This is a genomic window from Pontibacter sp. LHS2, from assembly GCF_058932845.1.
In genome coordinates, this window is record NZ_JBZYWG010000003.1 from 742,743 (window position 1) to 755,213 (window position 12,471).

Genomic DNA, 12,471 nt, shown 5'->3' on the forward strand with positions numbered 1-12,471 from the left:
TTTAGATTTGTCGATGCAACTGAAACTACCAAGGTATAGCAGCCACAGAAGTGTTAAAGTACATAATCCTGCCTAAGAAAAAAAGCACCCACAACTGTACGCCATGGGTGCCTTTCAACTTTTTAACTTTCTGCCTTTTTAACTTTCTAACTTATCAGTCTCTCTTCGACTTGAGCAGTTGTCGTAGTTCGGCCAGTTCGTCGCGGTACTTGGCTGCTTGCAGGAAGTCCAGATCTTTGGCAGCGGCTTCCATTTGCTTCTCGGTCTTCTTGATCAGCTTTTCAAGCTCATCACGCTTCATCATCTGAATCACCGGTTCTGCTGCCAGCGACACCTCATCCGGACCAGCATACATCTTCACTTCCTTCTTCTTAGAATCGGCTACAGATGTCTGCTCAAATATCTCATCCTTCGTTTTCAAGATGGTGCGTGGTGTAATGCCGTGCTCTAAGTTGTAAGCAATCTGAGTTTCACGGCGACGGGTGGTCTCGTCGATGGCCCGTTGCATAGAGCCCGTGATGCGGTCAGCATACATGATCACTCGGCCTCGCTCGTTACGGGCGGCACGACCCATCGTCTGAATCAAAGAGCGCTGGTCACGAAGGAAGCCTTCTTTATCAGCGTCGAGGATCGCCACCAGACTCACCTCCGGCAAGTCAAGACCTTCACGCAAGAGGTTCACCCCCACCAGCACGTCGATCTCACCGAGGCGCAGTTCACGCAGAATCTCTACACGATCCAGGGTCTTTACCTCCGAGTGCAGGTATTTCACCTTGATGTTGAGGCGGTCCATGTACTTGGTCAACTCCTCCGACATGCGTTTGGTCAGGGTCGTCACCAGCACACGCTCCTTGCGTTTGATCCGCTCGTCTACCTCATCCAGCAAATCATCGACCTGGTTCGCACTTGGTCGTATCTCGATCTCCGGGTCCAACAGACCAGTCGGACGAATGATCTGCTCAACGATCACACCTTCGGATTTCTGAATCTCATAATCGCCCGGTGTGGCACTCACAAACACGACCTGATGCATCAGGCTCTCAAACTCGTTGAAGGTAAGCGGACGGTTATCCATAGCAGCTGGCAAACGGAAGCCATACTCTACCAGGGCCACCTTACGGGAGCGGTCACCACCCCACATAGCCCGTACCTGCGGCACGGTCACGTGGCTCTCGTCAATCACCATCAGGAAGTCATCCGGGAAGTAGTCGAGCAAACAGAAAGGCCTCGCCCCTGGAGCACGACGGTCGAAGTAGCGTGAATAGTTTTCTATACCTGAGCAGTAGCCTAGTTCGCGGATCATCTCCAGGTCAAACTCAGTACGTTCCTTTATGCGCTTCGCTTCCATGGGCCTGTCTTCTTTCAGGAAGTAGTCATGCTGCGCTACCATGTCGTACTGTATCTCTGAGATGGCCTGCTGCAGCGTATCCTTGCCCGTCACGAACAGGTTCGCTGGGTAAAGCGTTACAGCTTTCTCATCAGCTATCTTCTTACCAGACACAGGATCGATGCGGTGGATCTGCTCCAGCTCGTCGCCAAAAAAGTACAAGCGATAAGCAAAGTCAGCGTAAGCCGGAAAGATGTCCACAGTATCGCCTTTCACCCGGAATGTTCCACGTGTGAACTCCGCTTCGGTGCGGCTATACAGAATCTGTACAAATGTATAAAGCAGGTTATTGCGGCTGTAGCGCTGCCCTGGAGCCAGGTATATTACATTCTTACCAAACTCCTCCGGGTTACCGATACCATAAATACAAGATACTGACGCTACCACAATCACATCGCGACGTCCAGAGAGCAACGCTGAAGTAGTGTGCAGACGCAGCTTTTCAATTTCCTCGTTGATTTGCAGGTCCTTTTCGATGAACACATCCGAGGAAGCGATGTAAGCTTCCGGCTGGTAGTAGTCGTAGTATGAGATGAAGTATTCTACTGCATTATCCGGGAAGAACTGTTTGAACTCACCGTAGAGCTGGGCAGCTAATGTTTTGTTATGGCAAAGGACCAACGTCGGCTTTCCCGTGTTCTTAATCACGTTGGCCATGGTAAAGGTCTTACCTGTACCTGTGGCACCCAACAGCACCTGTACAGGCTCTCCGTTGTTGATACCCTTCGTGAGTTGGGCGATCGCTTTCGGCTGGTCGCCAGTTGGTTGAAATTCTGATGTTAGCTTAAAATCCATTCGTTGGTTTTACAACTTGTAAAGATATACTATAACATGAAAAATGGGCTGTAAGTTTAGCTTTTGTCAATATAATAGAGGGAACGACTGGAATTCTCCAGAAACAAAAAACCTGCTCTAATGAGCAGGCCTTTGCATGTTTAACTATTCCTAACAATTAATAAAAATTAGGCACTGTAAAAACTGTTCTACTCATCAGAACATACCTGCTTTACCCGCACCGGCGGAAACATCATGTAGATGGCGGTGCAACGTGGTCCGTACTCGGTGTTGCGTTCAAGGGCCAGGTATGCCGTTTTACCAGACTGTCTCAATGCCTCGGGCAGGTTGTCAGTGGTAACAAAACCGCTCTGCAACTGCCCGATGTACTGATTGCTGCGCTGCTCGCCTGTACCGTCGCCATCGATAATCTGCAGCACATACCATCCGGCTTCGCAATCTGGTCCTACGACCTCCACTTGCAGACAGGCTGGCACAGCCTCGTCATGCTCGTTGCAGCTCACAAGCAGCACTGCCAGCAGCAAGTATAGAACAACAATGGACAGGACACTCTTCATAGTTTTAAGTTGTACTAATGGTTTCTGGTGAGCAGGGCTACCTAAAACGGCATCGGTTTCCGGAATGTTTATACAGTAGTCTTCTTCATCTTCCGTCGCCTCTACCCTGTGTTAGGAGCCCCTTTATCTATATAAGTAATAAGTATCTGTAAAAATGGCACTTGGGTCAGACCCATAGTAGATGCCTTCCAACACCAGCATGCGCTCGTCACGGTGCATGACCCTAAACCGGGCCGCCCACCCAAAATTGCTTAACAAAAACGTGTTTGGCTGCGAGAAGTCAGCCTTGAAGCTATCGCGGTACACGCTCTTGTCACTTTGCCGGCTTGCCCGCTGCAGGAAAGCGCTGTCAGCCTTGAACTCAAAGTAATCGTCTGCAGTGCCTATATACATCACAGAAGTACAGCTGCCACTGCGGCACAGCTTGTTGTTTACCCGCTCTATGCGCCACTTCCCTTGCACGGATTGGCGCAGCCCGTTCTCTTCTAAAACCGGTTGCATGTCTTCATCTGATTTAGCGCAGCCTGTTGCCAGCCCCAATAGGACGGTGGCCATGGCCGCGAGCCCCAACATTTTTTTCATAGCGTGGAAAGGCAGTGGTTTAATAGCTGCCCAAAAAGGAATTGTCTTGCATTGTGCAGCCCGAGAGCAGCACCGAAAGGAATAAAAGCGCCAGCAATACATACCATCCAGATATATTTTCACGGCCAGCGGCCACTAGAGCTACCAGTGTCTGAAGAATGGATCTCATGAATAGCATCATTTGCATAGCGCTTTTATCTAAAAATCAACCAATCACTTTACTCTTATATGATTCCGATTGGCGCTAAAGGGTTGCAAGCCTTTAAAAAAAAATCAGAATTTATTTTCGGGAGCTGCTCAACTGGTAGTTCAGGCTCATGTTCATACCGATCGCATAGGGTCTTCCCTGCGGCGCAGCGGCTTTGTCAGGGTCAGCAACGAGGGTGCTGAAGTAGTTGCGCACTTCCGGCCCAAGCGCCAGCGTCAGGTTAGATGAGATGCGCTTGCCAACTCCTACCGAAGCATTGCCGGATAATTGCACGTTGCGGAACGGAGACTCCGTGTCGCTGGCAGTATAACTAACCGACTGCACCTCCTGGTTAGAAGCCGTCACGCTGGATTCGAGCAGGAAGTTGGCGGCCATACCAGCGGCTGCATACACAAACCAGTCTTTGTTGATATCATGCTCGTATTGCAAGCCTACCGGCACGGTCAGGTGGCGGTACTTGTACTCCGTTGAAAAAGAATCGCCTGTACGGGCCACACTCACAGAGTCAGAGGAGAAGCCATCGTTCAGGGATGATACAAAGAAGGTAGAAGGGCTAAGTTCGTAGCGCTCGTTCGAGCGCGGCTTTACCCAGAACTGCCGTACAATATAGTTTGACTTAGAGCGTGAGCGGCTCTCGCTGTACCCTATACCTGTCAGCAGTTTTAGTTTCTCTTTCAATTTGAAACCAGCCTTCGCCTCTACTGCATAGGAATAAGCTGGTTGCGTGCTCTCCTCAAACTCTTCGCGTGCAGCTGTCATATTCTGGAAAGACTCCTTCGAAGCATTGACGCTCGGCCCTGATGATGCGATGCTGAACATGTTCCGGCTATTAGAGCTTGGCAAAGTAAGCGGGTCCGGCAGACCAATGTTCTGTTCGAACACAGACGGCGCATAAGCCAGATTCAGGCTCCAGCGACTATTTGTCTTAGCTCCCGCATCTGCAGATTTTGATGACTGACCGGCAAATGTCCCCTGCGCAGCCTCGGCTGACTGCTGTGCCTGCTTACGGCTTGCCTGATGTGCCTCACTCATTTCGGCAAACGACTGCGGCTTGGCAGCCATTGAGTTGCCACCTAACGGAAACTGTTGACCCGTAGCCGGCTGGTTGTTTCCAAAGGTGATCGTCACGCTCTCCCACGTAATGATCTGAGTATAGCGATTGCCAGGTGCAAAAAGATTGCCTTGTGCAGTGCCCGAAGTGTTGCCCGGAAAGCCACCTGACACATAGCCTCTGCTACGGCCCGGCATTGGCGTATAACCCAGGTATGGGCTGTAGCCCGGCGCCACATTGAAATAGTCTCCTGCCTGTGGTCCGTCGTTGGATTCGGAAGCCTTCGCTACCACAAGTTCTTGGCGCTGACGCATCTGAGGAGTATTGGCCTCTTTCTGATTGACTGTTGTCTCTTCTGAGGTATAGGCCATAGTGGCGGCTTCCTCCTGCTGCATGGCGTAGGCTTTCATCGCCTCTTCCACGGTTACAGGTGCAGTAGCGGGCTTGGTTGCTGGCAGGGCGGCTATACCTGGCTGCGTACCTCCCTGGTTCAGGCTACCGCTGTAGTGGTAGGCCAGCAGGGCACCGGTTAGTGCAAACAGCACGAAGCAGGCGGCGGCAAGCTGCCGGTAAAATAGCACCCGTTTCTTATAATCCTTGTTTTCCTGCACTGTCAGGTCATGGTCGATACGGGCCCATAGGTCCGGGGCAGGCCTGGCCTCAGCATCGAACAGGCGGCGCTGGAATTCGTCTTCCAGTCTGTTTCGCTTTTGGTTATTGGCTGATGACATGCTCTTGATATGTTTTATCCTGGCGCTCGAGCATACCTTGCAGTATGGCCCGTGCACGTGAATACTGTGATTTTGATGTACCTTCGGAAATGCCGAGCATCTCCCCTATCTCTTTGTGATTGTAACCCTCAATGGCGTACAGGTTGAACACCATGCGGTAACGTGGAGCGAGGCTTTGGATCATACTGAGCAATTCATCCATGGAGTAACCCGTCAGGTTGACATCCGCTGATGCGATATTGCTTGCTTCTTCCGTTTCATGTGAAACGGTCATAAGCGATTTCTGACGCAGCTGTTTCAGGGCTGTGTTGATCATGATGCGGCGTACCCAAAACTCCAAAGGACAATCCCGCTTGAAATTCTGAATATTGGCAAATACCTTCACAAACCCTTCCTGCATCATATCCTCTGCCTCAAAGCTAGTAGGGGCGTAGCGCAAACAAACCACCATCATCTTGCGGGAATAAAGGTCATAGAGTAGTCGTTGCATTTCCCGCTTGCCGGCAATGCACCCCTCTATGAGTTTATCCTCTTCTGATTTAGGTTTTGTAAAAAGCTTCAAACGCCTCTTCTTTTAGCTTCACTCCTATGATTCCCATAGACAGACAATGGTTGCAAGCACAAAAAAATATTTTTACCCCAAGGAGGCAGCATCAAAGCGCACTAAGAACAATTGTATGGTAAATATATTGAAATTAATTATTCCAACAGTATAAAAACTGTGTATAAACAGCGAAGGCCTCTCCGAAATGGAAAGGCCTTCGCCAGGTTTGTTTAAGGTGAGAGAAGTTTAGAGTATTGTCAGAAATAAAAGCTTGTACAGGATAATGGATACCAGTGCCGCGATCAGCGTCCAGGCATAGCCTATGATTTGATAGGCTGCTGAAACACCTTCGCCTTCCTGGCTCAGTACCTCGTAAGCTTGTAGCCTCGCCTGCCCCAGTATGCTCTTCGACACTAACTGGTAAGCTGTATGCATACCCAACACAACCAGCACGACATCGTCCAGAAAACCAAACACAGGCACAAGGTCAGGAATCAGATCGATGGGGGATACAGCGTAGCCAATAACTACTGCCAGCAGAAGCGGTACATACCATCTTACCTCCGGGTGACGGGCAGACAGGTATAAGGCGTATATCTCCGCATTCATCTCGTGCGCTTTCTGGCGAAGGTAAGTCAACTGCATCATGGGTGTAAGGGTAAGGGGTGATTTAGTTCTCCTTACGCAGCAGCCCTACCTGAAAGTTTCACGATAACATGAAATAAACGCAATATTTTAGTCAGAATTTTCGTTCGTCCAGATTTTCCAGGCGGCATCGGCCTGTGCATAGAGCATGGGCAGGCCATTGATGATGCTTGCTCCAGCCTGACGGCCTTTTTGCAGGAATAGGGTTTCTGCAGGGTTGTAGACCAGGTCGTAGAGATAATGCCTAGCAGTAAGAGCCTTATAAGGTATAGCCGGGGCACTCTCAGTGTCAGGAGCCATGCCGAGCGGCGTTGTGTTGATTACCAAGGTATAGGCCTGCAGTACTTCTGGTGTTATGAACTCGTAATGCAACTGATTTTCAGTAGGATTACGAGAAGCAGAGGTATAAGGTATAGCCAGCGCATCCAGGGCGGCCCATACAGCTTTAGCAGCGCCGCCTGTGCCCAGCACCAGGGCCCGGGCTCCGTGTACATCCGGATAGAATTGCTGAAGCGTATCCCTGAAGCCAATGAAGTCGGTGTTATAGCCCTTGGTTCTCCCTCCCTCAATTTTGATGGTATTTACGGCTCCTATACCTGCAGCGCTTTCGTCTAGCTCATCCAGGTATGGGATAACAGCCTCTTTATAAGGCACTGTCACATTTAGTCCAACCAACTCAGGTTCGCTCGCCAGCAACTCAGACAATTCAGCGATTTCGGACAATTCATAGAGCTCATAGGCAGCATCTGCTATACCTTGCTTCTCGAACTTCTCCGAGAAGTAACGCTTCGAGAAAGAGTGCCCGAGCTTTTTGCCGATGAGTCCGAATTTGCGCATACTTATATTCTGTCAGCTGTCGTGTCGTCGGTCAAACGGTCGATCAGGTATACCAGCAGAAATCCGAAAATAGCCAGGACAATCGCATACAGCAAATTGGGATCCTGACCGGTCAGCTCCGCAAAAGTAGACGGCAAGACATTGTCCTGCAAGAGCGGTTTTTCCACACCATGGCGGTCTGTATAGGTCTGCACAGTGTGCTTCCAAGGCCATACCTTGTTGAGAGAGCCTACCATAAAACCGGTCAGCATAGCCACGGTGATGTTGTAGTAATTTTTGAGCATCCAATTGAGCAAATGCGAAAAAGACAGAAGTCCCGTCACACAGCCAGCGGCAAATACCAAAATCATATCTATTTTAAACTCCTTGAGCGCATTCATCATGAATTCGTACTTAGCCATCAGCAACAGCAGGAAGCTACCCGACAAACCAGGTAAGATCATAGCGCAGATAGCGATGGCACCTGACAGGAAAATGAACCAGTAGGCCTCCGGCGTCTGCATCGGCACGGCAATCGTCACCCAATAGGCGATAGCGACACCTAACAGCCCAGAAAGTACCACAATGGGGCGCCACTTCGTTATTTTTTTTCCAACAACCAGCGCCGAGGCTACGATCAAACCAAAGAAGAATGCCCAGAGTAACACGGTGTGGTTCTCCAGCAGGTAAATCACCAGGCGCGAAAGAGAAGCGATAGAAAACAGTATACCTGTCACCAGCACAACCAAGAAGGTGCCGTTGATGTGTCGCCAGAAACCTTTGAGGTCAAAGCGGGCCAGAAGGCGCATGGCCTCTCCATTGACGGAGCGGATAGAGTCAAGCAACTCTTCGTAAATGCCCGTAATGAAGGCGATCGTGCCTCCCGATACGCCTGGCACCACATCGGCCGCCCCCATCCCCATGCCTTTGGAAAACAGCAGCAGGTATTCTTTTAATGATCGTCGTCTCATGCTTTTAGAAGTCTGGATTTGGCTAAGCACAAAAAAATTGCCCGTCGGCGGCACCGATGGGCAATTTTCATTATCTGTTTTGTATTAAGCGTCTATGATTGGCTGTCCGTTGTTCAGGAAATGGTTGAACGTATCGCCACGCAATCCTAGTCGGATGGTCTCCAATGGAATAACTTCGCTCGGGGCAATGTTCCCCAGGTTTACGTTCGCGCCTAACAGCTTGATGAACCATACCTGCTGTGCTTTCTGTGGCGCTTCCCACAGGATCTTCTCAAAAGGCACCTGTGTCAGGATCTCTTCCACCAGGCCGCTGCGTACCTCACCGGTAGAGCGGAACAAACCTACGTTACCTCCTTCACGGGCCTCCCCGATCACTTTCCAGGCACCTGCTTCAAGCTCGGCCTGCATCAGCCTGATCCACATATAAGGTGGAATGATCTTCTCTGCATCCTTAGAGCCAACCTCTGACAGTACCGTCACTTGCTCAGACAACGTCCGGATGTAGCCACACTTCTTTTCGTGCGACATTTCCAGTGATCCATCCGATACTTCGGCAAAGGTCATGTTATACTTATCCAGCACACGGCGATAATCATCAAACTGATTGCGGGCAATGAAAGCCTCGAACAAAGTACCCCCAAAGTAGACAGGTATACCGGCTGCGCGGTAAACATCCAGCTTCTTCTGCAGGTTAGGCACCACATACGATGTAGCCCAGCCCAGTTTCACGATATCTACGTAGTCACCTGCTACCTCCAGGAAGTCCTCTACTTCACGAATGCTCAGGCCCTTGTCCATGGCCATGGTAAAGCCACGATCACGCGGCTTCGCCTCGCGCTCAGGCAGGCTGTTCAGATTATAGTTGTTGGTCATTATTTGCGATATTGGTCAATTAATCGGGATAACGCGCGCTGTGACTCAAGCTCAGGGAAGAACTCAAACAACAGCTTATGTTTGTCGAAGTCCAAAATTAACGCATTTTCCAGATAATTGTAAGCTTCGCGGTATTTTCCTGCCGAAAGCATGTAAGCACAAGCTCTGTAATACAGCTCTGCCTCGTCAGGTTGCAGCTCAATCGCATTTAGAATTATTTCGGTCGCTTCTTCAAAATTACCCTGCTCGTATAGGATAATGGACCAGTTGAGATAAATATCCTTGTCTTCCGGTTGAATCTCAGCAGCACGTGCATAGCTTTCCAGCGCCGATACCACATGGCCCACATGGTACTCAGCCGATGCCAGCGCCACCCAGTAATCCACGCTGTCGTCGTAAAGCGTGACGGCTTTCTTGAAGAAATGTACCGACTCATACCACTTACCCTGTGCATCCAGCACCACGCCTATCCCAAACCAGGCCTCATCCATATCCGGATCCAGGTCAATGGACTTTTGGTAATAGCGACGGGCCAGGTCCCACTGCTGCATTTTTTCGTAGCACTCCCCTATGTTGCAAAACACCTCTGCCGAGGGTGAGCCATGCTCCAGCATCCCATTAAAGGCATCGATGGCTTTGGTATATTGCCCTAAAAACACATAGGCATTGGCCATGTTATTGTAAGCCGTGATAAAATCAGGCTTGATAATGGTAGCGTAGTCGTAAGCGGCGATAGCTTTTTCGTAAGAGCCTAGCTTGTTGTACACATTGCCCAGGTTAAACCAGGCTACATACGAGTAGGGATCTTTGTCTATAAACTCCTGAAAGAATGGTAGCTCCTCACGCATCGAGCCTGTGATCTCCATACAGTAGATGATTTCCTGCATAGCAGCTTCATTCTCTACATTGAGTTCAATGCACTTCTTGTAGTACTTGATGGCCGAGCTGAACTTGCCCCAGCTCTGATAGGTTAGTCCTATGTTGAAATAAATATCGTCGCGGTCCTCGGCAAAGGCCAGGGCTTTTTTGAAATGGTCTACCGCATCGCGGTACTCGCCGCGCTGTGTAAAGATAATGCCCCGGGTCAGAAGCACATCTGGGTTCTGAGGCTCCACTTCGGCCACCTGGTCGATGAGCACCATAGCGTCATCGAAGTTGCCGGACATTGCCAGCAGCTGTGCCTTGTCTATTTGAAGCCCGGTCGAAAAAGGATATTGTGCTATAGCGGAATCACAGGCCAGCAGCGCTTTCTTATAGTCAAAGTTAGCGGTATAGTGGTCTATGATATATTCAAAATCGGTCAGGTCAAAAAAAACGGTCTCGTTTGTTCCCAGCATCTGTTCGAACCGGATGATCAGTTCAGAATCCTCGCTGTGCTCGTCAAAATTCTCTTTCATCTCCTATATCCCACAAGCTGCAAAAAGGCAGCTCTTGTCTTTTAACTACATTTATAAACTGCAAAAAGTTTAGTTTGCGCGGGTCAGTTCCGGACCTCTCTGATTCTGTGTTATTTGCAGCAAACCCTGACACGTCCAGGCAATGGATTCGGTCAATGGCCTGAACTCTATACCTGTTATTTTCCGAACTTTCTGATTGTCAAACAGGTGGCTTTTGGTTGTCACGCGGGCGGTGTCTTTGGTGATAAGCGGACGCCCTCCTGTGAGCCAGGCACGGGCATGCTCCAGCCGCCATACCACCTCAGCCAGTGCCGGAGAAACCCTGATAGAAGGGGCTTTCTTGCCGAAGCCTCGGGCTGCCTCCTCAAAAAACGCTTTGTAAGTGAGTTGTCCTGCATTAAGGATAAATCTTTCACCGGAAACCTCAGAGAAAGTCAGGCGGAGCATGGCTTCCACTACGTCGCGCACATCCACAAAATTGGCGCTACCCGGCGTATAAAAGGACCGTTGCTGGTATACATACTTGAACAGGCGCGTGCTGCTTCGATTCCAGTCGGATGGGCCCAGCACGACGGAAGGATTCACAATTACAGCCTGCAACCCTTCGGCTATACCTCGCCAAACTTCCAGTTCGCCATAGTGCTTCGACTCGGCATAGGCCGATTGCTTCTCGCCGGCATCCCACTTGCTGTTTTCGTTGAGCAGGGTTGCTTCCTTGGTGCGGCCAATGGCTGCAATTGAGCTGACATGGCACAGCTTGATTTCCTCCGCTGCATCCAAACAGGCATCGACTATATTGGCGGTGCCCTCCACATTCACTTGTTGCAACAGAGGCGTGTCTTGCGGCGCATACGATACCAGACCGGCGCTATGAAACACATAGCTCACACCTTTCAATGCTTTTCGAAGCAAAGCAATATCCAGGACATCACCTTCCATCCAGTCTACCTGGTCGGCCTGCGCAACAGCTGGCACCTGCCCCCGGTATAGCGCACGCACACGGTGACCCTGCGCGACAAGTGCCGGTATAAGATAGCTGCCAATCAGGCCGCTGCCGCCTGTCACGAAAACCATCGACATGGGTATAGGAGAAGTTAAGGGATTATAGTTTACTGTTGAGTAGCGGAAGTTCCAGGGCTTTCGCCAGATACTTCGAGCAAAGCACTTTCTGCAAGTTAGCAATGTGCTTCAGGCTATGTGCATCAGAGCCTAGAAAATCAACCAAGCCGGCGTCAATAAGTTTCTCGATGACCATTTTGGCGCCCGGCGAGTAATAGCCTGTGAGTGAATTGAGGTTTGGCTGCAACAGCACACCTTGCTCACGCAAGCCTACTAGGTCATCAAACTTGCCATAGAAATAGGTATAGCGCTCCGGATGGGCCAGCACCGGCTTATAGCCCAGGGACTGCATCCGGAAAATGGCTTCGCGCAGGTTAAGCGGCTCGTTCAGGAAAGAAGTCTCAAACAGTAAATACTTATCCCCAAAGGTGAGCAATTCCTCATTGTCCTCCAGCTTCTGCAAAAGCGCTTCGTCCAGGTAGTGCTCGGCGGCACAGGCCAGTTCCATCTCTATCCCTTCAGCCGTTACGGCATCTTGCAGCACTTTCAACTGCGTGCGTATGATCTCTGGCGTGTTGCGGTAGAAGTCGCTCATGATGTGGGGTGTCATGATCAGCTTGCGATAGCCCATCTCCTTCATGCCACGCACCAGTTCCAGCGACTGCTCCAGCGTAGCGGCGCCGTCGTCTATACCTGGCAGTATGTGCGAGTGCATGTCCACGCCAAGTATACCCAGCGACTCGACCTGCACCTCCTCCTTGCCAAACAGATTCTGGAAAAATTTTATCATTTGCTCAATTCAACCGTATGTACACGGCACAAAACACAAACGTTGCCAAACACGGCAACGCAACA

The 12,471-nt window shown here is 50.3% G+C and carries 12 protein-coding genes; all 12 read right to left on the reverse strand.

All coding sequences use genetic code 11. The features are described from left to right. Positions 1–154: 154 nt before the first annotated feature. The 12 genes from uvrB to AC5FX6_RS16660 all read right to left on the reverse strand — a co-directional run bounded on the left by uvrB (position 155) and on the right by AC5FX6_RS16660 (position 12,406). Entirely contained in the window at positions 155–2,182 is a 2,028-nt protein-coding gene (uvrB, locus tag AC5FX6_RS16605; RefSeq protein WP_493598079.1) for an excinuclease ABC subunit UvrB, read from the reverse strand. A gap of 188 nt (positions 2,183–2,370) precedes the next feature. Continuing rightward, a complete protein-coding gene (locus AC5FX6_RS16610) occupies positions 2,371–2,739 on the reverse strand; it encodes a hypothetical protein (RefSeq protein WP_493598080.1) in 369 nt (122 codons plus the stop codon). Between the two features lie 123 nt (positions 2,740–2,862). After that, the gene (locus AC5FX6_RS16615; RefSeq protein WP_493598081.1) at positions 2,863–3,321 is read right to left on the reverse strand and encodes a hypothetical protein; all 459 of its coding nucleotides are present in this window, start codon (positions 3,319–3,321) and stop codon (positions 2,863–2,865) included. A gap of 280 nt (positions 3,322–3,601) precedes the next feature. Further along, positions 3,602–5,311, reverse strand: coding sequence for an outer membrane beta-barrel protein (locus AC5FX6_RS16620; RefSeq protein WP_493598082.1), 1,710 nt, complete (start codon positions 5,309–5,311; stop codon positions 3,602–3,604). Beyond that, positions 5,295–5,873, reverse strand: coding sequence for an RNA polymerase sigma factor (locus AC5FX6_RS16625; RefSeq protein ID WP_493598083.1), 579 nt, complete (start codon positions 5,871–5,873; stop codon positions 5,295–5,297). The genes AC5FX6_RS16620 and AC5FX6_RS16625 overlap by 17 nt, the downstream gene beginning before the upstream one ends. Before the next feature lie 228 nt (positions 5,874–6,101). Further along, on the reverse strand, positions 6,102–6,503 hold the full coding sequence (locus AC5FX6_RS16630; protein ID WP_493598084.1) for a YkvA family protein: 402 nt from the start codon (positions 6,501–6,503) through the stop codon (positions 6,102–6,104). Between the two features lie 87 nt (positions 6,504–6,590). After that, entirely contained in the window at positions 6,591–7,337 is a 747-nt protein-coding gene (locus tag AC5FX6_RS16635; protein ID WP_493598085.1) for a shikimate dehydrogenase family protein, read from the reverse strand. Positions 7,338–7,339: 2 nt separating this feature from the next. Further along, positions 7,340–8,287 (reverse strand): polyprenyl-phosphate transporter, encoded by a 948-nt coding sequence (locus tag AC5FX6_RS16640; protein ID WP_493598086.1) that lies wholly within the window; start codon positions 8,285–8,287, stop codon positions 7,340–7,342. 84 nt (positions 8,288–8,371) lie between these two features. Next, a complete protein-coding gene (locus AC5FX6_RS16645) occupies positions 8,372–9,160 on the reverse strand; it encodes a phosphosulfolactate synthase (RefSeq protein WP_493598087.1) in 789 nt (262 codons plus the stop codon). Then, positions 9,160–10,557 (reverse strand): tetratricopeptide repeat protein, encoded by a 1,398-nt coding sequence (locus tag AC5FX6_RS16650; protein WP_493598088.1) that lies wholly within the window; start codon positions 10,555–10,557, stop codon positions 9,160–9,162. Before AC5FX6_RS16650 ends, AC5FX6_RS16645 begins: the two co-directional genes overlap by 1 nt. A gap of 69 nt (positions 10,558–10,626) precedes the next feature. Continuing rightward, complete coding sequence (locus AC5FX6_RS16655; protein WP_493598089.1) at positions 10,627–11,637, reverse strand: NAD-dependent epimerase/dehydratase family protein; 1,011 nt, start codon at positions 11,635–11,637, stop codon at positions 10,627–10,629. A 22-nt stretch (positions 11,638–11,659) separates the two neighbouring features. Next, positions 11,660–12,406, reverse strand: coding sequence for a tyrosine-protein phosphatase (locus AC5FX6_RS16660; RefSeq protein WP_493598090.1), 747 nt, complete (start codon positions 12,404–12,406; stop codon positions 11,660–11,662). Between the last annotated feature and the right edge of the window lie 65 nt (positions 12,407–12,471).